This window comes from Klenkia brasiliensis (assembly GCF_900100695.1).
Taxonomy (GTDB): domain Bacteria; phylum Actinomycetota; class Actinomycetes; order Mycobacteriales; family Geodermatophilaceae; genus Klenkia; species Klenkia brasiliensis.
In genome coordinates, this window is sequence record NZ_FNCF01000001.1 from 388,157 (window position 1) to 408,914 (window position 20,758).

The 20,758-nt window shown below is 75.6% G+C and carries 21 protein-coding genes and 1 tRNA gene; 2 read left to right on the top strand and 20 right to left on the bottom strand.

Annotation, left to right across the window (positions count from 1 at the left end; genetic code table 11):
• Positions 1–8 precede the first annotated feature (8 nt).
• The 9 genes from folK to dacB all read right to left on the bottom strand — a co-directional run bounded on the left by folK (position 9) and on the right by dacB (position 8,571).
• A complete protein-coding gene (gene folK, locus BLT39_RS01995) occupies positions 9–512 on the bottom strand; it encodes a 2-amino-4-hydroxy-6-hydroxymethyldihydropteridine diphosphokinase (protein WP_091057756.1) in 504 nt (167 codons plus the stop codon).
• A complete protein-coding gene (gene folB, locus BLT39_RS02000) occupies positions 509–871 on the bottom strand; it encodes a dihydroneopterin aldolase (RefSeq protein ID WP_091057760.1) in 363 nt (120 codons plus the stop codon). Before folB ends, folK begins: the two co-directional genes overlap by 4 nt.
• On the bottom strand, positions 864–1,706 hold the full coding sequence (folP, locus tag BLT39_RS02005) for a dihydropteroate synthase (protein ID WP_242658088.1): 843 nt from the start codon (positions 1,704–1,706) through the stop codon (positions 864–866). The genes folB and folP overlap by 8 nt, the downstream gene beginning before the upstream one ends.
• Complete coding sequence (folE, locus tag BLT39_RS02010; protein WP_479723788.1) at positions 1,703–2,317, bottom strand: GTP cyclohydrolase I FolE; 615 nt, start codon at positions 2,315–2,317, stop codon at positions 1,703–1,705. The genes folP and folE overlap by 4 nt, the downstream gene beginning before the upstream one ends.
• Complete coding sequence (gene ftsH / locus BLT39_RS02015; protein ID WP_091057764.1) at positions 2,314–4,326, bottom strand: ATP-dependent zinc metalloprotease FtsH; 2,013 nt, start codon at positions 4,324–4,326, stop codon at positions 2,314–2,316. The genes folE and ftsH overlap by 4 nt, the downstream gene beginning before the upstream one ends.
• A gap of 167 nt (positions 4,327–4,493) precedes the next feature.
• Positions 4,494–5,075, bottom strand: coding sequence for a hypoxanthine phosphoribosyltransferase (gene hpt / locus BLT39_RS02020; protein WP_091057767.1), 582 nt, complete (start codon positions 5,073–5,075; stop codon positions 4,494–4,496).
• Positions 5,072–6,043: a tRNA lysidine(34) synthetase TilS gene (tilS, locus tag BLT39_RS02025; protein ID WP_091057770.1), complete on the bottom strand. Its 972-nt coding sequence runs from the start codon at positions 6,041–6,043 to the stop codon at positions 5,072–5,074. The genes hpt and tilS overlap by 4 nt, the downstream gene beginning before the upstream one ends.
• 1 nt (position 6,044) lies before the next feature.
• Complete coding sequence (locus BLT39_RS02030; protein WP_207507520.1) at positions 6,045–7,118, bottom strand: zinc-dependent metalloprotease; 1,074 nt, start codon at positions 7,116–7,118, stop codon at positions 6,045–6,047.
• A gap of 46 nt (positions 7,119–7,164) precedes the next feature.
• Positions 7,165–8,571 (bottom strand): D-alanyl-D-alanine carboxypeptidase/D-alanyl-D-alanine endopeptidase, encoded by a 1,407-nt coding sequence (dacB, locus tag BLT39_RS02035; RefSeq protein WP_242658089.1) that lies wholly within the window; start codon positions 8,569–8,571, stop codon positions 7,165–7,167.
• Positions 8,572–8,677: 106 nt separating this feature from the next.
• On the opposite strand from dacB, the gene BLT39_RS02040 reads away from it, so the two are divergent.
• A complete protein-coding gene (locus BLT39_RS02040; RefSeq protein ID WP_091059257.1) occupies positions 8,678–9,172 on the top strand; it encodes an inorganic diphosphatase in 495 nt (164 codons plus the stop codon).
• A gap of 73 nt (positions 9,173–9,245) precedes the next feature.
• On the opposite strand, the gene BLT39_RS02045 is transcribed toward BLT39_RS02040, so the two are convergent.
• The 4 genes from BLT39_RS02045 to arsM form a co-directional block, all read right to left on the bottom strand.
• Positions 9,246–10,220, bottom strand: coding sequence for an NAD(P)H-dependent flavin oxidoreductase (locus BLT39_RS02045; protein WP_091057777.1), 975 nt, complete (start codon positions 10,218–10,220; stop codon positions 9,246–9,248).
• 61 nt (positions 10,221–10,281) lie between these two features.
• Positions 10,282–10,695, bottom strand: coding sequence for an arsenate reductase ArsC (locus BLT39_RS02050; RefSeq protein WP_479723789.1), 414 nt, complete (start codon positions 10,693–10,695; stop codon positions 10,282–10,284).
• A complete protein-coding gene (gene arsB, locus BLT39_RS02055) occupies positions 10,692–11,822 on the bottom strand; it encodes an ACR3 family arsenite efflux transporter (protein ID WP_091057784.1) in 1,131 nt (376 codons plus the stop codon). The genes BLT39_RS02050 and arsB overlap by 4 nt, the downstream gene beginning before the upstream one ends.
• Positions 11,819–12,580 (bottom strand): arsenite methyltransferase, encoded by a 762-nt coding sequence (gene arsM, locus BLT39_RS02060; RefSeq protein WP_091057788.1) that lies wholly within the window; start codon positions 12,578–12,580, stop codon positions 11,819–11,821. Before arsM ends, arsB begins: the two co-directional genes overlap by 4 nt.
• Positions 12,581–12,680: 100 nt before the next feature.
• Between arsM and BLT39_RS02065 the strand changes: the two genes are divergently transcribed.
• On the top strand, positions 12,681–13,037 hold the full coding sequence (locus tag BLT39_RS02065; RefSeq protein ID WP_091057791.1) for an ArsR/SmtB family transcription factor: 357 nt from the start codon (positions 12,681–12,683) through the stop codon (positions 13,035–13,037).
• A 30-nt stretch (positions 13,038–13,067) separates the two neighbouring features.
• On the opposite strand, the gene BLT39_RS02070 is transcribed toward BLT39_RS02065, so the two are convergent.
• From BLT39_RS02070 to BLT39_RS02100, 7 genes are all read right to left on the bottom strand, one after another.
• Positions 13,068–13,140, bottom strand: a tRNA-Thr gene (locus BLT39_RS02070).
• Between the two features lie 59 nt (positions 13,141–13,199).
• Entirely contained in the window at positions 13,200–14,381 is a 1,182-nt protein-coding gene (locus BLT39_RS02075) for a DNA polymerase III subunit delta' (protein ID WP_242658090.1), read from the bottom strand.
• The gene (tmk, locus tag BLT39_RS02080; RefSeq protein WP_091057795.1) at positions 14,378–15,016 is read right to left on the bottom strand and encodes a dTMP kinase; all 639 of its coding nucleotides are present in this window, start codon (positions 15,014–15,016) and stop codon (positions 14,378–14,380) included. The genes BLT39_RS02075 and tmk overlap by 4 nt, the downstream gene beginning before the upstream one ends.
• 36 nt (positions 15,017–15,052) lie before the next feature.
• A complete protein-coding gene (locus BLT39_RS02085) occupies positions 15,053–15,799 on the bottom strand; it encodes a class I SAM-dependent methyltransferase (RefSeq protein WP_091057799.1) in 747 nt (248 codons plus the stop codon).
• Positions 15,800–15,804: 5 nt separating this feature from the next.
• The gene (gene topA / locus BLT39_RS02090; RefSeq protein ID WP_091057802.1) at positions 15,805–18,711 is read right to left on the bottom strand and encodes a type I DNA topoisomerase; all 2,907 of its coding nucleotides are present in this window, start codon (positions 18,709–18,711) and stop codon (positions 15,805–15,807) included.
• A gap of 136 nt (positions 18,712–18,847) precedes the next feature.
• Entirely contained in the window at positions 18,848–20,368 is a 1,521-nt protein-coding gene (locus BLT39_RS02095; RefSeq protein WP_091057805.1) for an alpha/beta hydrolase, read from the bottom strand.
• Entirely contained in the window at positions 20,365–20,682 is a 318-nt protein-coding gene (locus BLT39_RS02100; RefSeq protein ID WP_091057809.1) for a hypothetical protein, read from the bottom strand. The genes BLT39_RS02095 and BLT39_RS02100 overlap by 4 nt, the downstream gene beginning before the upstream one ends.
• Positions 20,683–20,758: the final 76 nt, after the last annotated feature.

A 20,758-nucleotide genomic window follows, 5' to 3' on the forward strand; every position in this document is an offset into this window, starting at 1 on the left:
GCCGGCCCTCACGCCTGGTGCTCCCACCGCTGCACGGCGGCGACGTCCTCGGCGGGCAGCGCGGCCAGCAGGTCGCGGACCGCGCCGTGGCCGGGCAGCTGCGCGGCCGGGTCCAGGTCGGCCCACGGCACCAGCACGAAGGCGCGCTCGTGCGCGCGCGGGTGCGGCAGCGTCAGCACCGGGTCGTCGGAGACCACGGGGGTGCCGTCGTCGGCGGTCACGGTGACCACGTCGACGTCCAGGCTGCGCGGGCCCCAGCGCACCTCGCGGGTGCGCCCGGCGGCCTGCTCCAGCTCGTGCGCCAGTGCCAGCCAGCCGGCCGCGTCGCGGTCGCCGCGCACGACGGCGACCGCGTTGAGGAACGGCGGCTGCTCGACCGGACCCCACGGCGGGGTCTGGTAGAGCACCGACCGGGCGACGAGGCCCTCGCCGGACAGGGCGCGCAGCGCGGTGCGCAGGGTGCCGGCCCGGTCGCCCAGGTTGCCCCCCAGCGAGAGGACGGCGCGGCTCACGACCGGGTGCGGCGGATCGAGACGGTGACGTCGTCGAAGGGGACGCCGAGGTCGGCCTCGGGCTTGTGCACGACGATCTGCACGGCGTCGACCAGCGGGTCGGCCAGGCACACGTCGGCCAGCCGCTGCGCGAGGGTCTCCAGCAGGTCGACCGGCTCGCCGGTCAGCACCGCGTGCAGCCGCTGGGCCAGCTCGGCGTAGTTGACGGTCTTCGCGAGGTCGTCGCCGGCCGCGGCGGGCGCGGTGTCGACGTCGAGGACGGCGTCGACGGAGAAGGTCTGGCCCTTCTCGCGCTCGAAGGCGTACACGCCGTGGTGGGCGTGGGCGGTGAGCCCGCGGACGGCGATCTGGTCAGGCACGGGACCTCCTGGCTCGGGCGGCGCGCACGGCGGCCACGGTACGGACCGCGTCGGCCGACGCCGCGGCGTCGTGCACGCGCACCCCCCACGCACCGGCCTCCGCGGCCAGCACGGTGGTGGCCAGCGTGGCGGCGTCGCGCCGGTCCGCGGCCCGCGGGGTGCCGTCGTCGTCGGCGAGCAGCCGGCCCAGGAAGGTCTTGCGGGAGGCGCCGACCAGCAACGGCAGGCCCAGCCCGACCAGCCGGTCCAGGCCGGCCAGCAGCGCCCAGTTGTGCTCGGCGTTCTTGGCGAACCCCAGACCGGGGTCCAGCACCAGCTGAGCGGGGTCCACGCCGGCGGCGACGACGTCCTCGACCCGGGCGGTGAGCTCGGCGCACACCTCGGTGACCACGTCGCCGTAGCGGGCGGCGGCCTGCATCTCACGGCTGTGCCCGCGCCAGTGCATGAGCACCCACGGCACGCCGCGCTCGGCCACCAGCGGCGCCATGCCGGCGTCGGCCAGCCCGCCGCTGACGTCGTTGACCAGGCCGGCCCCGGCGTCCAGGGCGGCGGCGGCGACCTCGGCGCGGGTGGTGTCGATGCTGACCCGCACCCCGGCCGCGGCCAGCTCGGCGACCACCGGCCGGACCCGGGCCAGCTCCTGCTCGGCGTCGACCCGGTCGGCGCCGGGGCGGGTGGACTCCCCGCCGACGTCCACCCAGTCGGCGCCGGCCGCGTGCATCGCCAGCCCGTGCGCGACCGCCGACGGGGTGTCGGCGAAGCACCCGCCGTCGGAGAACGAGTCGGGGGTGACGTTCAGGACGCCCATGACCAGGCAGCGCCCGGCGTCGGTCACCGCCCGAGGACCAGGCTCAACGCCTCGGCGCGGGTGGCCGCGGACTGCTTGAAGACCCCGCGCACCGCCGACGTCATGGTGCGGCTGCCGGGCTTGCGCACCCCGCGCATGGCCATGCACAGGTGCTCGGCCTCCACGACCACGATGACCCCGCGCGGGTGCAGCGACTCCACCATCGCGTCGGCGATCTGCTTGGTCATCCGCTCCTGCACCTGCGGACGGCGGGCGTACACCTCGACCAGCCGCGCCAGCTTGGACAGCCCGGTGACCCGCCCGTCCTGACCCGGGATGTAGCCGATGTGCGCCACGCCGTGGAAGGGCACCAGGTGGTGCTCGCAGGTCGAGTACATCGGGATGTCCTTGACCAGCACCAGCTCGTCGTGGTCCTCGTCGAACGTGGTCGACAGGATCGTCGCCGGGTCCTGCCGGAGGCCGGCGAAGGTCTCGGCGTAGGCCCGGGCGACCCGCGCGGGGGTCTCCCGCAGGCCGGGGCGGTCGGGGTCCTCCCCCACCGCGAGGAGCAGCTCCCGGACCGCCGCCTCGGCGCGGGCGTGGTCCACGCCGTCCTGGTCGTGCGGCACCGGGTGCGGGTCCACCGTGTGGTCGATCACCGGGACTGCGGGGCGCCTGCGTCCCCGACCGGCAGCGGCTTCTCGGCGTCGTACCCGTCGTGGGCCCCGTTGCCGCGGGCCCGCTCGGCCGGGGTGAGCACCGGCGGCTGGTCCGACGGCGTGCGCTTGCCGAACCCGTTGTAGGGCGCCAGCGAGGGCCGCTTGGTGACCCCGGCGCAGATGCGCGCCATGTCCTCCTTGGACAGGGTCTCCTTCTCGATGAGCTCCAGCACCAGGCGGTCGAGCACGTCGCGGTGCTCCACCAGGATCTCCCAGGCCTCGTCGTGCGCGGCCTCGATGAGGGCGCGCACCTCGCCGTCGATGTCGGCGGCGACGGCCTCGGAGTAGTCGGGCCGGGAGCCCATGTCGCGGCCCATGAACGGCTCGGAGTCACCGCTGCCGTACTTCACCGCACCGAGCTTGGCGCTCATGCCGTACTGGGTGACCATCGCCTTGGCCATGCTGGTGGCCTTCTCGATGTCGTTGCCGGCACCGGTGGTCGGCTCGTGGAAGACCAGCTCCTCGGCCGCCCGCCCGCCGAGGGCGTAGGCCAGGGTGTCGATCATCTCCGACCGGGTCTGGGTGTACTTGTCCTCGGTCGGCAGCACCAGGGTGTGCCCCAGCGAGCGGCCGCGCGGCAGGATCGTCACCTTGTGCACGGGGTCCAGGTTGGGCAGCGCGTGCGCCACCAGGGCGTGGCCGCCCTCGTGGTAGGCGGTGACCTTCTTCTCCTTCTCGCTCATCGCCCGGGTCTTGCGCTCGGGGCCGGCGAGCACGCGGTCGATGGCCTCCTCGAGCGCGGCGTCGGTGATGACGGTGCCGCCGTGCCGGGCAGTGAGCAGGGCGGCCTCGTTGAGCACGTTGGCCAGGTCGGCGCCGGTGAAGCCGGGGGTGCGGCGGGCCAGGGTCTCCAGGTCGACGTCGTCGGCCAGCGGCTTGCCCGTGGCGTGCACCTTGAGGACGGCGACGCGGCCCTGCAGGTCGGGGCGGTCGACGGCGATCTGCCGGTCGAAGCGGCCCGGGCGCAGCAGCGCGGGGTCCAGGATGTCCGGCCGGTTGGTGGCGGCGATCATGATGACCCCGCCCTTGACGTCGAAGCCGTCCATCTCGACCAGCATCTGGTTGAGGGTCTGCTCGCGCTCGTCGTGCCCGCCGCCCATGCCGGCGCCGCGGTGGCGGCCGACGGCGTCGATCTCGTCGATGAAGATGATCGCCGGGGCGTTGGTCTTGGCCTGCTCGAACAGGTCGCGCACGCGGCTGGCGCCGACGCCGACGAACATCTCGACGAAGTCCGAGCCGGAGATCGAGTAGAACGGCACGCCGGCCTCGCCGGCGACCGCGCGGGCCAGCAGCGTCTTGCCGGTCCCGGGCGGGCCGAACAGCAGCACGCCCTTGGGGATCTTGGCGCCGATGGCCTGGTACTTGACCGGGTTCTGCAGGAAGTCCTTGATCTCGTGCAGCTCCTCGATCGCCTCGTCGGCACCGGCGACGTCGGCGAACGTGGTCTTCGGGGTGTCCTTGCTGACCGCCTTGGCTTTGCTCTTGCCGAAGGCCATCACGCCGCGGCCGCCGCCCTGCATCGAGCTGAACAGCCAGAACAGCAGGCCGAGGATGATCAGGAAGGGCAGGAAGCTGATCAGGATCGACGTCAGGACGTTGTCCTGGGTGACGTTGGTGTCGAAGTCGACCGCGGCGTCGGAGCTCCCCGAGCCGTTCGCGTCGGCACCGGTGACCAGGTCGTAGACCTGCGAGGCGGCCCCCGACGGGTAGGAGGCGGTGATCTTGCGCTCGCCGTCGACCGCGTTCCGCAGGTCGAGGTCGATCGTCTGCTCGCGGTCGTTGATGGTCACGTTCTCGACGTTGTCGTCGGCGAACTGCGCGAGCGCGGTGGAGGTGGGGACCTCCTTGTACTCGCTGCCGCCGCTGAAGGACTGCACGCCGACCGCGACCACCAGCACGACGACCGCGACCCAGAACCAGACCGACCGGAAGATCTTCTTGCGCTCCATACCGATGCCGGGCGACCGGGTGACCCCGGGGTGCCCGTCGACCCTCCTGCTCGTCCGGGGACGCCGCGCGGCGTGAGTCCTCCTGCGCCGCGACGGGCGACGTCGTCGGATCGACGGTACACCGGGGACGCTGTGCGCCCCCTGGTCAACGGCTGGTGATCAACCCGCTAGGAGGAGTACACCTCGGGCTTGAGGGTGGCGATGTAGGGCAGGTCCCGGTACCGCTCGGCGTAGTCCAGGCCGTAGCCCACGACGAACTCGTTGGGGATGTCGAAGCCGACGTACTCGACCGGGACGTCGACCTTGACCGCGTCGGGCTTGCGCAGCAGCGCGCACACCTCGAGGCTGGCCGGCCCGCGCGAGCCCAGGTTCTTCAGCAGCCAGGACAGGGTCAGCCCGGAGTCGATGATGTCCTCGAGCACCAGCACGTGCTTGCCGGTGATGTCGCGGTCGAGGTCCTTGAGGATCCGCACGATGCCCGAGGAGCTGGTGGCCGAGCCGTAGGAGGAGACGGCCATGAACTCCATCTGGGTGGGCAGCTGCAGCGCCCGGGCGAAGTCGCTCATGAACAGCACCGCACCCTTGAGCACCCCGACCAGCAGGACCTCGCGGCCGGCGTAGTCGACGGCGATCCGGTCGGCGAGCTCGCGGATCTTGTCGTCGATCTGCTCGGTGGTCAGCAGCACGTGGTCGATGTCGGGGCCGTAGCCGTGGTCCGGGCCGAGGGGGCCGCGGGGCGTCTCGCTCACGGGTGGGGCTCCTCGCTGGGGGGTGCGCTGGGGTCTGCTCGGGGGCCTTGCAGCGCAAGCCTGCCAGACGCCCGGACGACGCCCCCACCGCCGGGGAGGTCCACCCGGCCCTGCCCGCGCCAGCCGACGACGAGGGCGTCGACGGCGTGCAGGTGGACGGCGGCCAGGTCACCGGTGCCCGCCTCGAGCAGCCACCGGCGCAGCACCCGGCGGCGCAGCGCGGCCGGCAGCGGGGCCAGCGCGGCGCAGTCGGTGGGGTCGGCGACGGCGGCGGCCAGCTCGTCGAGGGCCTCGGTGTCCTCGCGCAGCAGGTCCGCCGTCCGGGCCAGGGCCGCGGCGACCCCGCCGCCGAGCACGTCCTCCAGCAGCGGCAGCACCTCGGTGCGCAGCCGGACCCGGGTGAACGCGGGGTCGGTGTTGTGCGGGTCGTCCCACACCGGCAGGCCCAGGGCGGTGCACGCGGCCCGGGTGCTGGCCCGCGGCAGGCCCAGCAGCGGGCGCCACCACGGCGGGCGCGACCCGGCCATCCCGGCGATCGACCGCGGGCCGCTCCCCCGCCCCAGGCCCAGCAGCACGGTCTCGGCCTGGTCGTCGCGGGTGTGGCCCAGCGCCACCCGCGCGCCGTGCTCGCCGGCGGCGGCCGACAGCGCGGCGTACCGGGCCTCCCGCGCCGCCGCCTCCGGGCCCCCCGCCGTCCCCACCCGGACGCGGCGGACCAGCACCGGGTCCAGCCCGAGGTCGCGCAGCAGCCCGGCCGTGGTCGCCGCGCGCTCGGCGGAGCCGGGCTGCAGGCCGTGGTCGACGGTCACCGCCCCGGCCGGCACCCCGGCGCGGGGTGCCTCGAAGGCGACCGCGGCGGCCAGCGCCAGGGAGTCCGCGCCGCCGCTGCAGGCCACCAGCACCGGGCCGGTGAGGCCGGGGCGCACCGCCGAGCGGACCGCGGCGACGGCGGGGTCGGGTCCGGCCACCTCAGTAGGGGGTGATGACCCGGTCGACCCAGCGCTGGGGGTCGGTCAGCTCCTCCTTGCGCGGCAGGGTCCCGGGCGACGTCCAGACCGTGTTGAAGGCCTCCATGCCGACCCGGTCGACGACGCCGGCGACGAAGTGCCGGCCGTCGGCGTACTGCTGCATCTTCTGCTCCAGGCCCAGCAGCCGGCGCAGCACGCGGTCCAGCGGGCCGACGCCCTTGCGGCGCTGGCCGAAGCGCGTGCGCAGGGTGCGCACGCTGGGGACGACGTCGGGGCCCACCCCGTCCATGACGAACTCCGCGTGCCCCTCCACCAGGCTCATCACCGCGGTGACCCGGTCGAGCACGGCCTGCTGGGCGGGGTCGCCGACCAGCGCCATCAGCCCGCCCGGGGCGTCGCCGTCGACGGGCTTGCCGCGCACGGCGTCGGAGAGGCTGGCCACCACGTCGCGCAGCCGCTCGCGCAGCGCCGCGGGGTCGAGGTCGCTGACCCGGACGAACTCCTGGACCTGGGACTCCAGGTAGGTGCGCAGCCACGGGAAGGCGGTGAACTGCAGCTGGTGGGTGACCTCGTGCAGGCAGACCCACAGCCGGAAGTCATGCGGGTCGACGCCCAGCTTCCGCTCGGCGTCGACGATGTTGGGCGCCACGAGCAGCAGCCGGCCGCCGGTGCCGAAGACCTCGTACTGGCCGAGCACCTTGGACGACACGAAGGCCAGCACACCGCCGGCCTGCAGCCCGGTCGCCCGCCCGCCGACCGCCCGGGCGACCGCGCCGGGGCGGGTCCCGCTCCGCTCCTGCAGCGCCTCGGTCAGCGGGTCCAGCAGCGCAGCCATGCCGCCGGTGTTGGCCCGCACCCAGCCGGGCCGGTCGACCACCGCGGTGACCGGGGTGGGGGCGCCGGCGGCGGGGGTCAGCCCGGTGAGGCCCTCGACGTGGGCGACCGCGGTGCCGGCGCACCGGTGCAGCTCCTCGACCACCGCGGCGGCCTCGGCGCGGGTGGTCTCCGGGCCGGCGCCGGCCAGCCGCGAGGCCGTGCGCGCGGCCAGGTCCCAGTCCACCAGCGAGTCGGGCATGCGCCGACGGTACGGGCCCCGGCGGCACGGGCCCCGACGTCGCGGCTCAGGAGCAGCCGCAGGCGGCCATGCGGGCGGCGACGGCGTCCAGCGCGGCCTCCGACGCCGACACGTTGCCCGGTGTGCCGTCGGCGAGCAGGGCGAAGGCGAGCAGCCGGCCGTCGGCGGTGACCACCAGCCCGGCGAGCGCACTGGTGGTGGCCAGCGTGCCGGTCTTGGCGCGCACCGTGCCGGGCGCGGTGGCGGGGTCGGCGTCGCCGCGGTCGGCCAGCGTCCCGGTGTAGCCGGCGACCGGCAGGCCGGACAGCAGGGCGCCGAGCTCGGGCTGCGCGCCGCCGGCGGCGGCCTCCAGGACGTCGACCAGCAGCCGGGCGGGCACCCGGTCGGTGCCCGACAGCCCGCTGCCGTCGGACAGGGTCAGCCCGGTGGTGCCGAACCCGGCGGCGGCGACGGCGGCGGTGACCGCCTCGGCGGAGCCGGCGAAGCTGGCCTCCCGGCCGGTGGCCAGCGCGACCTGGCGGGCGAGGTCCTCGGCGAGGAGGTTGTCCGAGGCGGTGAGCGCCTGCTCGACCAGCCGCTCGACCGGCGCCGACCGCACCGTGCCGAGCACCTGCGCGCCGGCCGGGGCGGTGCCGAGGGAGACCGGGGCGCCGGGGACCCCGAGCGCGGTGGCCAGGGCGGCGCCGGCGTCGGTGCCGGGCTGGCCGCTGCGCTGGGCGAGGCCGGGGTCGACCCGGGCGCCGTCGACGGCGGCGGCGGTGACCGGGGCGGCGTAGGTCGAGGGCGCGTCCTCCGAGCCCCAGGCGGGGGCGGTGAGCGGGCCGGTGTAGAGCGAGCCGTCGACGACGACCGAGGTGACCGGCGCCCCGCCGAGGGCGGCCTGCACCTGGGCGGCGAGGTCGGCGACCGTGGCCGCGCCCGGGTAGCTCTGCGAGGGCGCGGTGGTGGACAGCGTCGGGTCACCGCCGCCGACGAGCACGACCTCGCCCGGCTGCGCACCGGCGACCACCCGGGTCTCGATGGTGGCGCCGGGCCCCAGGGTGGTCAGCGCGGCGAGGCCGGTGAGCAGCTTGGCGGTCGACGCCGGGGTGCCCGGGTCGTCGGCGTCGGTGTCGAGCAGGGTGGTGCCGGTCGCGACGTCGACCACCTCGGCGGACAGGCCGCTGCCCAGCGCGGGTGCGGCCAGCAGGGGAGCCAGCGCGGCCTGCAGCGTGACCGGGTCGGGGGTCGGGGCGCCGGTGGACAGCGCGGCCAGCGCCGCGGCGGGCTCGGTGAGCTCCGGCAGCTGCGCCTCGGGGACGGCGACGGCGTCGGTGGGGACGGCGGCGACGGCGTCCGGGTCGGGGTCCTCGCGGGTGGCCAGCAGCACCGCGCCGGCCCCGAGCGCGGCGACCACGCAGAGGGCGACCAGGACCTGCCAGAGGCGCTTGCGCCAGTTCCTGCGGGGCCGCACGGAGACCGGTGCAGGGGCCGGCGGGGCGCTGGCGATGACCCCTCCCCCACAAGGTTGTCCGACCCTCGGGGTCCCACGACCGCCGGGCGTGGGCCACACTACGTCGGTGCAGTTCGACGTGACGGTAGAGATCCCCAAGGGCCAGCGGAACAAGTACGAGCTGGACCACGCCACTGGACGCATCCGGCTGGACCGGATGCTGTTCACCTCGACGCGGTACCCGGCCGACTACGGGTACATCGAGGCGACCCTCGGTCAGGACGGCGACCCGCTCGACGCGCTCGTGCTCCTGGAGGAGCCGACGTTCCCCGGGTGCCTCATCACCTGCCGGGCCATCGGCATGTTCCGGATGACCGACGAGGCCGGGGGTGACGACAAGGTGCTCACCGTGCCGGCGACCGACCCGCGGATGGCCCACCTGAAGGACATCACCGACGTGTCGGAGTTCGACCGGCTGGAGATCCAGCACTTCTTCGAGACCTACAAGGACCTCGAGCCCGGCAAGAGCGTCGAGGGCGCCAACTGGGTCGGCCTCGCCGAGGCCGAGGCCGAGATCAACGCCTCCTTCGAGCGCGCCAAGCAGGCCTCGAACCACCACTGACCACGCCGGCCCACCACCGCACCCGGACGACCGAGGGGCGCCGCACCGAGCAGGTGCGGCGCCCCTCGTCGTGTCAGACCGGCGCGGGGGTGATGACGGCGGCGTCGAGGGCGGCCTTGGCCTCGGCGTACTCCCGGCCCAGCCGGGCGACCAGCTCGGCGGCGGGGACGACGGCGTCCACCGTGCCGATGCCCTGGCCCGAGCCCCACACGTCGCGCCAGGCCTTGGCCCCGCCGTCGGACCCGAAGCTCATCGCGCTGGGGTCGGAGGTGGGCAGGTCGGCCGGGTCGAGACCGGCGGCGCGGATGGAGCCGGCCAGGTAGTTGCCGTGCACGCCGGTGAACAGGTTGCTGTAGACGATGTCGGCGGCGGAGCTGTCGACCACCATCTGCTTGTAGCCCTCGGCCGCGCGGGCCTCGGTGGTGGCCAGGAACGCCGAGCCGACGTAGGCGAGGTCGGCGCCGGCGGCCTGCGCGGCCAGCACGGACGAGCCGTGCGCGATGGCGCCGGACAGCGCCAGCGGGCCGTCGAACCAGCGGCGGATCTCCCGCACCAGCGCGAACGGCGACGTCGTCCCCGCGTGGCCGCCCGCGCCGGCCGCGACCGCGATGAGCCCGTCGGCGCCCTTGTCGACCGCCTTGTGCGCGAACCGGTCGTCGATGACGTCGTGCAGCACGATGCCGCCGTAGGAGTGCACCGCGTCGTAGACGTCCTCGCGGGCGCCCAGCGAGGTGATCACGATCGGGACCTGGTGCTCGACGCAGAGCGCGACGTCGGCCGCGAGCCGGTCGTTGGAGCGGTGCACGATCTGGTTGACCGCGTAGGGGGCGACGGTCGCGCCGGTGGCCGCGGCGGCGGCGAGCCGCTCGTCGATCTCGGTCAGCCAGTCACCGAGCTGGGCGGCCGGGCGGGCGTTGAGCGCCGGGAAGGAGCCGACCACGCCGGCCGAGCACTGGGCGACGACCAGGTCGGGACCGGAGACGATGAACATCGGCGAGGCGACGACCGGCAGGCTCAGCCGTCCCCGCAGCACGTCGGGCAGGGTCATGGCCGGGACGGTACACAGTCAGCCCTGACCGCCCACGACGACGCTGCCGGGCGGCCCGGGGTCACCCGGTGGCCGGTGCGGTGCCCAGCTCGACGAGCAGGCCGCGGATGCGCGCCTCGATCTCGTCCCGGATGGGCCGGACCGCGTCCACGTCCTGGCCGGCGGGGTCGGGCAGGTCCCAGTCCAGGTAGCGCTTGCCCGGGAAGACCGGGCAGGCGTCGCCGCAGCCCATGGTGATGACGACGTCCGAGGCCTGCACGGCCTCGGCGGTGAGCACCGTCGGGGCGGCGGCGGAGATGTCGACGCCGACCTCGGCCATCGCCGCCACCGCGGCGGGGTTGACCCGGTCGCCGGGCAGCGAGCCGGCGGACCGGACCTCGACGGCGTCCCCGGCCAGGTGGGCCAGCCAGCCGGCGGCCATCTGCGAGCGGCCGGCGTTGTGCACGCAGACGAACAGGACGCTGGGGGTGCTCACCACTGGCTCCTCGAGGACGGGGTGACAGGGACGGTGGGGTCGCCGGGGAACCAGCGGCGGGCGGCCCACAGGGAGACGTAGACCAGGGCGACCAGGACGGGGACCTCGACGAGGGGTCCGACGACGCCGGCGAGGGCCTGCCCGGACGTCACCCCGAAGGTGCCGATGGCGACGGCGATGGCCAGTTCGAAGTTGTTGCCGGCGGCGGTGAAGGCCAGCGTGGCGGTCCTGGCGTAGCCCAGGCGCAGCCGCAAGCCGAGCAGGAACGACCCGCCGAACACGAGCGCGAAGTAGGCGACCAGGGGGACGGCGATGCGGACGACGTCCCACGGCTTCGAGGTGATCGCCTCCCCCTGCAGGGCGAAGAGCACCACGACGGTGAAGAGCAGGCCGTAGAGGGCGACGGGCCCGATGCGGGGCAGGAACCGGGACTCGTACCAGTCGCGGCCGCGGGTGCGCTCGCCGACGGTGCGGGTGGCGAACCCGGCGGCCAGCGGGATGCCGAGGAAGACCAGGACCGAGGTGACGATGGCCCAGACGCTGACCTCGGCCGAGGTGGTCGACAGGCCCAGCCAGCCAGGCAGGACCTGCAGGTAGAACCAGCCCAGGGCGGCGAAGGCCAGGATCTGGAAGACCGAGTTGATGGCGACCAGGACGGCGGCGGCCTCGCGGTCCCCGCAGGACAGGTCGTTCCAGATCAGCACCATCGCGATGCACCGGGCCAGGCCCACGATGACCAGCCCGGTGCGGTACTCGGGCAGGTCGGGCAGCAGCAGCCAGGCCAGCGCGAACATGAGCGCCGGGCCCACCAGCCAGTTCAGGGCGAGGGAGGCCAGCAGGAGCCTGCGGTCGCCGGTGACGCGGTCGAGCTCGGCGTAGCGGACCTTCGCCAGCACCGGGTACATCATCAGCAGCAGCCCGACGGCGATCGGCAGGCTGACGTCGCCGACCGTGACCGCCTCGAGCGCAGTGCCGAGGCCTGGGACGGAGCGGCCCAGCAGGAGCCCGAGGGCCATGGCCGCGACGATCCAGACCGGGACGAACCGGTCCAGGGTGGACAGCTGCACCAGGACCGGGGTGCCGGGGGTCGAGCCCGGGCGGCGGGCCTCGCGGACGGGATCGCTCACGGGGCGGGCTCGGCGGGCTTGGTGGCGGCGACGACCGCGCCGTGCAGGCCGTCGGCGACCTCGTGGGTGAAGGTGACGGTGGCGTCGACGAACCCGGCCGCGGCCAGCCCGGTCAGGTACTCCTCGCGGGACAGGGCGCCGGCGATGCAGCCGACGTAGGAGCCGCGCTCGGCGCGCTCGTCGGGGGTGACGTGGTCCTCGGCGACGACGTCGGAGATCCCGATCCGACCACCGGGGGCCAGCACGCGGAAGGTCTCGGCGAGCACGGCGGGCTTGTCGGTGGACAGGTTGACCACGCAGTTGGAGATCACCACGTCGACCGCGGCGTCGGGCAGGGGGAGCTCCTCGATGGTGCCGGCCAGGAACTCCACGTTCGTCACCCCGGCCTTCGCCGCGTTGGCGCGGGCCAGCTCGAGCATCTCGGCGGTCATGTCCACGCCGTAGGCGAAGCCGGACGGGCCCACCCGGCGGGCGGACAGCAGCACGTCGATGCCCCCGCCCGAGCCCAGGTCCAGCACCCGCTCACCCGGGCGCAGGTCCGCCACCGCCAGCGGGTTGCCGCACCCCAGCGAGGCCAGCACCGCCTCGGCGGGCAGCTGCGCGCTGGACCCGGCGTCGTACAGCGCGGCACCGAACCGGTCGTCGACCTGCAGCACCTCCGCCGCGGGAGCGCAGCACCCGTCCGTGCCGCCGTCGGTGACCGCCCGGGCGGCAGCGGCGTACCGCGCCCGGACCTCCTCGCGCAGGCCGTCGGCCATGGCCCCTCCGATCCATCGACGACTGTCGATGGGGACCCTGCCGCAGACATCGACGATCGTCAATATCGACAGCTGTCGATGCGTGCGGCACACTCGGCCCATGACGACGGCGCTGCACACGACGGCCGCCACCCAGGCCTGCTGCGCACCGCTGGTCGCCGCTCCCCTCGACCCGCAGGACGCCGAGGCGCTGGCGCGCACGCTCAAGGCCCTCGCCGACCCCACCCGGCTCCGGCTGCTGTCGCTGGTCGCCGCGCACGAGGGCGGGGAAGCCTGCGTGTGCGACCTCACCGACCCCGTCGGCCTCTCCCAGCCGACGGTGTCCCACCACCTCAAGGTGCTCGTCGACGCCGGCCTGCTCACCCGCGACAAGCGCGGCGTGTGGGCCTACTACGCCCTGGTGCCCGGCGCGCTGGACGCGGTCGCGGCCGTGCTGGGCACGCAGCTGCGCCGCTGAGGAGGGCCCCGGCGCTGCGGGTGGGAGGAGAGCCGCCTGTCGGAATCGAACCGACGACCTTCTCATTACGAGTGAGATGCTCTACCGACTGAGCTAAGGCGGCGTTGGTGCGTCGAGGAGCCTACGCGACGGCGGTGCCGCACCCGGGCGCCACCCCGGACCTCACGCGGGCAGCCGCAGCGCCACGCACATCGCCTCGATCGCGATCTGCGGCTTGACCGCCTGCTCCAGCGCGGTGCGGGCGGCGAGGACGGCGTCGATGCGGCGCAGCGCGCCCTCGGCGCCGACCCTGCGGGCGAGCTCGAGGGCGTCGGCGCTGCGGTCGGGGTGGTTGAGGTGCCGCACCCGGGCCAGGTCGCCGCGGACCGTCGCGATCACCAGCGCGTCGCGGTAGAACGCGGCCAGGTCGACCAGCGCCCGGTCGAGGGTGTCGCGCCCGATGCGGGTGGCCCGCGACTTCTGCTGCTTCTCCAGCTCCTTGAGCTGACCCGCGCCCCGCGACGCCGCGGCCACCCCCGGCCCGCGGGCCCCCACCCCGAGCGAGGCCTTGACCGCCTCGGTCTCCGCGGCGTCCAGCGCCCCGCTGGCCGCCGCGGACTCCGCCGCGGCCGTGCCGACCAGGTCGTCGGCGGCCCGCAGGCACGCGCCCAGGCTGGACAGCGCGAGCGGGACGTCGAGCACCGCCTTGCGGGCCGCGCGGGCGTCCTCGTCGCGGGCCAGCCGCCGGGCCCGGCCGATGTGGCCGCCCGACGCCGCGGCCGACCACTGCGCGAGCACCGGCTCGACGCCGTCGCGGCGGACCAGCACCTCGCTGATCGCCGCGGCCGGCGGGGTGCGCAGGGACACCACCCGGCAGCGCGACCGGATGGTCACCGACACGTCGTCGGGGTGCAGGGACGGCGCGCACAGCAGGAAGACCGTGCGCGGCGGCGGCTCCTCCAGCATCTTCAGCAGCGCGTTGGCGGCCTGCTCGGTCATCCGGTCGGCGTCCTCGACGACCACCACCTGGAACCGGCCCTGGGACGGCGCCCGCCCGGCCAGCCCGATGACGGTGCGCATCTCCTTCACGCCGATCGACAGGCCCTCGGGCACCACCAGCCGGACGTCGGCGTGGGTGCAGGCCAGCACCGTGCGGCAGGCGTGGCAGGTGCCGTCGCCGCCGTCCGGGCACTGCAGGGCCGCGGCGAAGGCCCGGGCGGCGACCGACCGGCCGGAGCCGGGCGGGCCGGTGAACAGCCACGCGTGGGTCATCGAGGCCGGGGAGGCGACGGCGTGCTGCAGCTCGGCGACGGCCTCCGGCTGGCCGACCACGTCGCGCCAGACGCCCTCGGGCAGGGCGGTCACGGGGTCTCCCCCACCAGCTCGGCGACCCGCGCGCGCACGTCGCCGGCGACGTCGTCGGCCGGGCGGGCGGCGTCGAGGACGAGGTAGCGCTCCGGCTCGGCACCGGCCAGCGCGAGGAAGGTGGCCCGGACCCGGCGGTGGAAGCCGACCGGCTCGCCCTCCAGCCGGTCGGCCGCCGCCCGGCCGCGGGCGCGGGCCAGCCCGACCTCGGGCGGCAGGTCCAGCAGCACGGTCAGGTCGGGCCGCAGCCCCGCGGTCGCCCAGCGGGAGATGCCGGCGACCTCGTCGACGGCGAGCTCCCGGCCGGCGCCCTGGTAGGCCAGCGAGCTGTCGACGTAGCGGTCGGTGACCACGACCTCGCCGGCGGCCAGCGCCGGGCGGACCACCTCGTGCACGTGCTGGGCCCGGTCGGCCGCGTAGAGCAGCGCTTCGGCCCGGGGGGCCAGCCCGGTGGTGGCGGGGTCGAGCACCAGCGACCGCAGCACGGCGCCGACCGCGGTGGGTGCGCCCGGCTCCCGGGTGGTGCGCACGGCACGGCCCCGGCCGGCGAGCCAGTCGTGCAGGAGGGCGACCTGGGTGGACTTCCCGACGCCCTCACCGCCCTCGAAGGCGATGAACACCCCGGCTGCGGACACGCGGCCACGGTACCGGCGGGGTCCGACGGTCCGGGCTCAGCGCGGGGTCAGCCGGACCGAGTGCGTGGCGTAGGGCAGCTCGAGCTCGGTGCGCCCGGCGGTGCCGGGGTGCTCGGCCAGCAGGGTTCGCAGGTCGTCGAGGAACGCCGTCCGCTCCTGGTCACCCATCACGGCCACGTAGCTGCGGGTGGCGATGCCCGCGACCACCTGGTCGGGGGTCAGCCGCTGCACGTACCGCGACTCGTGCTCGGCGACGTCGGCGGGCAGCTCGGCGGCGAACCGGTGCACCACGCCCTGGTCGGCCTCGTGGTCGCGGGCCTCGGCGGTCAGCCGCTCCCCCAGCGCGCCCACCCACGGCACCGTCTCGTCGCGCACGTTCCAGACGAATCCGACCACCCCGCCGGGCCGCAGCACGCGGCGCAGCTCGGGGGCGGCCCGGGGCGGGTCGAACCAGTGCGCGGCCTGCCCGGCGACGACGGCGTCCACGCTCGCATCCGGGAGCGGCACGGCCTCGGCGCCGCCGACGGCGGTGGCGACACCGGGGTGGCGGGCAGCGAGCTCGGCCAGCATGCCCTCGGACGGGTCGACCGCGACCACCTCGTGGCCGGCGGCCAGCAGCTCGTCGGTGAGCTTGCCGGTGCCGGCGCCGAGGTCGAGCACCCGCAGCGGACGGTCGCCGAGCAGGAACGCGACGGCCTCGGCCGGGTAGCCCGGGCGCAGCTGGGCGTACGCCCGGGCCACCGAGCCGAAGGACAGCCGGCGGGCGTCGAAGGCCCCGGGCACGCGGGTCAGCTCCCGGCGGGGACGGCGCCCTCGCCCGCCGTCGTCCGGGCCGCCGCCGTGGTCGCCTTGGTCGCCGTCTTCTTGGCGGTGGCCGTCTTCGTGGCGGTGGTCGCCTTCTTCGCCGTCGCCTTCGCGGCGGTCGCCTTCTTCGCCGTCGTCTTCTTCGCGGCCGCCTTCTTGGTGGCCTTCTTCTTGACCGGGGCGCGCTCGCGGCGGTCGGCCAGCAGCTCGGCGGCCCGCTCCAGGGTGATGGTCAGCGGGTCGTCGCCCTTGCGCAGGCTGGCGTTGGACTCCCCGTCGGTGACGTAGGGCCCGAAGCGGCCCTCGCGGACGGTGACCAGGCCGTTGGTGACCGGGTCGGGTCCGAGCTCGGCCAGCGGCGGCTTGGCCGCGGCGCGGCCACGCTGCTTGGGCTGGGCGAAGATCGCCAGTGCCTCGTCGAGCGTGGTGGTGAAGAGCTTGTCCTCGCTGTCGATCGAGCGTGAGTCGGTGCCCTTCTTCAGGTAGGGCCCGTAACGGCCGTTGAGCGCCTGGATCTCCTCGCCGTCCTCGGCCTTGCCGACGGTGCGGGGCAGCGACAGCAGCTTGAGGGCGTCCTCGAGGGTCACCGTCTCGGGCTGCATGGTCTTGAACAGGCTGCCGGTGCGCGGGGACTCCTTGCTGCCCTCGGGCACCACCGTGGTGACGTAGGGGCCGTACCTGCCGGCCTTGACCACCACGGGCAGGCCGGAGTCCGGGTCGGTGCCCAGCTCGCGGTCGCCCGAGGGCGCCTCGAGCAGCTCGCGGACCTTGTCGGTGGTGAGCTCGTCGGGGGCGATGTCGTCGGCGATCGAGACGCGGGCACCCTCCTCGCCGCCGGCCTGCAGGTAGGGGCCGTAGCGGCCCACCCGGACGACGACCGGCTCGCCGTGCGGACCGGTGGCGCGCAGCGGGATGGAGTTCACGCCGCGGGCGTCGATCTCCTCCAGCCGCTGGCCGACGACCTGCTTGAGCCCGCCGGAGGCCGCGATGCCGCCGGCGTGGCCGCCCTCGCCGCCGAAGTAGAACTCGGTCAGCCAGTCGACCCGGCGCAGCGTGCCGCCCGCGATCTCGTCGAGCTCGCCCTCCAGCGAGGCGGTGAAGTCGTAGTCGACCAGCGCCGTGAAGTGCTGCTCGAGCAGGTTGACCACCGCGAAGGCGATGAAGGTGGGCACCAGCGCGGAGCCCTTCTTCCACACGTACCCGCGGTCCTGGATGGTCTGCATGATCGAGGCGTAGGTGGACGGGCGGCCGATGCCGAGCTCCTCCAGCGCCTTGGTCAGGCTGGGCTCGGTGTAGCGCGCCGGGGGCGAGGTGGTGTGGCCCTTGGCGTCGAGCTTGGCGGTGTCGAGCACCTGGCCGCGCTGGACCCGGGGCAGCCGGCGCTCGGAGTCGTCGGCCTCCGCGTCGTCGCCGGTGGCGCCCTCGTCCTTGCCCTCGACGTAGGCGCGCAGGAAGCCGGGGAAGGTGATGGTGCGGCCCGAGGCGGAGAACTCGGCGACCTCGTCGGTGGAGGACCGGCCGGTCAGCCGGATGGTGACCGTCTGGCCGACGGCGTCGGCCATCTGGGAGGCGACCGTGCGCTGCCAGATCAGCTCGTAGAGCCGGAACTCCTCGCGGGCGAGCTGCCCGGCGAGCTGGCCGGGGGTGCGGAAGGAGTCACCGGCCGGGCGGATGGCCTCGTGCGCCTCCTGCGCGCCCTTGGACTTCTTCGAGTAGTGCCGCGCCTCGGCCGGCACGAACGCGTCGCCGTAGAGCTCGCGGGCCTGGGTGCGGGCGGCGCGCAGCGCGGTCTCGGACAGGTTCGTCGAGTCGGTGCGCATGTAGGTGATGTGGCCGTTCTCGTACAGCCGCTGGGCCGTGCGCATCACCTGCTGGGAGGACCAGCCGAACTTGCGGCCGGCCTCCTGCTGCAGCGTCGAGGTGGTGAAGGGGGCGTAGGGCCGGCGGGTGTAGCGCTTCTCGTCGACCCGGGTGACGCTGACCTGGCTGCCCTCGAGCCGGGCGGCGAGCCCGCGGGCCCCGGCCTCGTCCAGGTGCACCACGTTGCTGGCCACGGCACCGGTGTCGGGGTCGAAGTCGCGACCGGTGGCGATGCGGCTGTCGTCCAGCGCGACCAGGTTCGCGGTGAGCTGGCGCGGCTCGCCCTCGTCGGCGGTGTCGGCCGCGGCGACGTCGAAGGTGCCGGTCAGCGACCAGTAGTCGGCGGCGGTGAACCGCATCCGGGCGCGCTCGCGCTCCACGACGATGCGGGTGGCCACCGACTGCACGCGGCCGGCCGAGAGCTTGGGGAGCACCTTCTTCCACAGCACCGGGGAGACCTCGTAGCCGTAGAGCCGGTCGAGGATGCGGCGGGTCTCCTGCGCGTCGACCAGCGCGGTGTCCAGCTCGCGGGGGCTGGCCACGGCGCGGGCGATCGCCTCGGGGGTGATCTCGTGGAACACCATCCGGCGGACCGGGACGCTGGGCTTGAGCGTGTCGACCAGGTGCCAGGCGATGGCCTCGCCCTCGCGGTCCTCATCGGTGGCGAGGTAGACCTCGGAGGCGTCCTTCACCAGCTGCTTGAGACGGGTGACCTGCTGCTTGCGGTCGGGGCTGATCACGTACAGCGGGGTGAACCCGTTGTCCACGTCGACGCCCAGGCGCGCCCAGGACTCGCCCTTGTGCGCGGCCGGCACGTCGGCGGCGTTGCGCGGCAGGTCGCGGATGTGGCCGACGCTGGCCTCCACGACGTAGTCGTTGCCGAGGTAGCCCGCGATCGTCTTGGCCTTGGACGGCGACTCCACGATGACCAGCGGCTTGCCACCGCGGGCCCCGGCGGCGCGCTTGCGCGGCGGGGTCGCGGGGGCCCCGGCGTCGGTGGCGGCGGCGGGCTTCGCGGTCTTGGTGGGCAACGCGGGACTCCTGTCGGTGGTGCTGACTGCACGTGCCGGGCCGGCGACGCTGCGCCCCTCGGCGGACGCCACGGTAGGCCACCCGCCGCCGACGGGGCCCGGCGACGGCGCCCGCCCGGCGCGGCGGCGGCCCCGGTCAGCCACCGTCGCGGCGGCCGACGAGGACCTCGGCGACCGCCTGCAGGGTGGGGTGGTCGGCGTCGAGGTACTCGGTGTGGCCCTGGCCCGGGTCGGTCGGCAGACGGGTGTCGCCGAACCCGGCGTCGAAGGGGCTGCGGCCGAACCACGCCGACCAGGAGATCGGGTCGGCCGGGGTCCACGCGCCGTACACCTCGCCCGCCTCGAGGTCGGCGGCGTCGTGGCTGCCGGTGCCCGGGCTGCCCAGCAGGACCACCGCGTCGGCGGCGAGCCGCCCGCCGGCGCGGGCCGCCGAGCCGGTCACCAGCGTCCCGTAGCTGTGCGCCACGACCGTGGTGCGCGGGGGTGGCGGTCCCCCGGCCGCCGCGCCCGCTGCCCGGGCCGCGGCCAGCCCGTCGAGGGTGCGGTCGAGCTCGGGGCCCGACGACCGGGCGTTGAGGGTGGAGAAGAAGCTGCCCCAGGACGGCGTCCGGTAGCCCAGCCAGACCAGCACGGCCACCGCGGCGCCGGGTGCGGCGGCCTGCGCGAGGCCGCCGAGCGAGGTCGCCGAGGCGACCAGCCCGGGCAGGTCGTCGGCCGGGGTGGTGTTCATGCCGGGCACGAGCACCCCGACCGCACCGGCGGTGTCCAGGTCGCCGACCGACACCGCGACCAGGTCCTCGGCCGGGTCGAACAGCAGCAGCTGCACGCCCTCGCGCCCGGCCAGCTGCGTCGCGGTCGTCACCGCCACCGCGTACCCGGGCCGGTCGGGATGGGCCAGGGCGTCGGCGAGCAGCTGCCGGTTGGCCTGGTCGCGGGCGGCGGCGGGCAGACCGTCGAGCCCGCCGACCCCCGCCGGGTCGGCGAGCAGCGCGGCGGCCCGGGCGGCCGGGGTCAGCCCGTCCCACCACGCCGCGGCCGCGGGTGCGGGCAGGTCCACGGGCACGGTCGGCGCCACCGCCCCCGCCGCGGTGGCCAGGGCCAGCGGCCCGAACGCCGTGGGGACGTCGCCGGTGCCCAACCCGGCCAGCGCGGCGTGCGCCCCCGCGGCGGCCAGCACCGCGGCGTCGGCGGCGGCGAACGCGGCGCGCGCGTGCTGCTCGGCGCAGGTGGCCGCGCGCTCCCGCGCGGCCACCTCGGCGAGCTGGTCGGCGTCCATCACCGGTGCACCGACCGGGGCGACCCGGCCGGCGTCGTCCAGGACCACCGGACCGGCCGCCGCCCAGGACCGGGCCTGCGCGGCCTCCTCCTGGGCTGCCCCGGCCCGGGCGGCGACGACGGCTAGCTCCTCGGCGCCCGCGTCGAGCGCGCCCCCGACCTCGGTGCCCACCGCGGCCAGCTCGACCAGCGCGGTGGCGGCCGCGTCGGCGGCCGGGCCGGACCACAGCTCCGCCCGGCGCAGCTGCCCCCGGACCGCGTCCAGGCGCCCCTGCCACCCGCGCAGCCGGGCCGGCACCTCGCCCACGGCGGCGACGGAGGCCCGCAGCGCCGGCAGGTCCCAGGACTCGACGGCGGCCAGGCTCGACGTCGGGCCGCTCATCGGGCGGTGGGCGCGTACCGGCCGGCACCCACGCGCTCGCTGAGCAGCCCGTCCAGCGCACGGTAGGAGGCCAGCGCCTGGGCCAGGGTCTGGGCCACCGCCGTCGCCCGGTCGGCGAGCGCGCCGACCGCGCCCGCCGCGAGCAGGCCGACGGCGGTCAGCTCGGCGGCGGCCGGACCGCCCAGGGCGCCACCGAGCCGGGCGCCGTCGGCCCGCAGCACCTGGCCGTCGGCGGACAGCTCGGCGCCGAGACCGGTCAGCTGGGCCACCAGCTCGCCGACGGCGTCCAGCTGCAGGGTCACGGTGTCGGGCACGGGGTCTCCTCGGGGCGCGGGGACCGCCGCTGCGGTCCCGGTGCGCGCACCCTCGCCGCGGGGACCGACGGCGCGC

Bases quoted from the DNA above. Each gene is read 5' to 3' on its own strand.
- BLT39_RS02045 (WP_091057777.1), bottom strand. From the start codon at position 10,220: ATGACCCTGCCCGACGTGCTGCGGGGACGGCTGAGCCTGCCGGTCGTC.
- BLT39_RS02030 (WP_207507520.1), bottom strand. From the start codon at position 7,118: ATGCCCGACTCGCTGGTGGACTGGGACCTGGCCGCGCGCACGGCCTCG.
- arsM (WP_091057788.1), bottom strand. From the start codon at position 12,580: ATGGCCGACGGCCTGCGCGAGGAGGTCCGGGCGCGGTACGCCGCTGCC.
- BLT39_RS02095 (WP_091057805.1), bottom strand. From the start codon at position 20,368: ATGAGCGGCCCGACGTCGAGCCTGGCCGCCGTCGAGTCCTGGGACCTG.
- BLT39_RS02065 (WP_091057791.1), top strand. From the start codon at position 12,681: ATGACGACGGCGCTGCACACGACGGCCGCCACCCAGGCCTGCTGCGCA.
- ftsH (WP_091057764.1), bottom strand. From the start codon at position 4,326: ATGGAGCGCAAGAAGATCTTCCGGTCGGTCTGGTTCTGGGTCGCGGTC.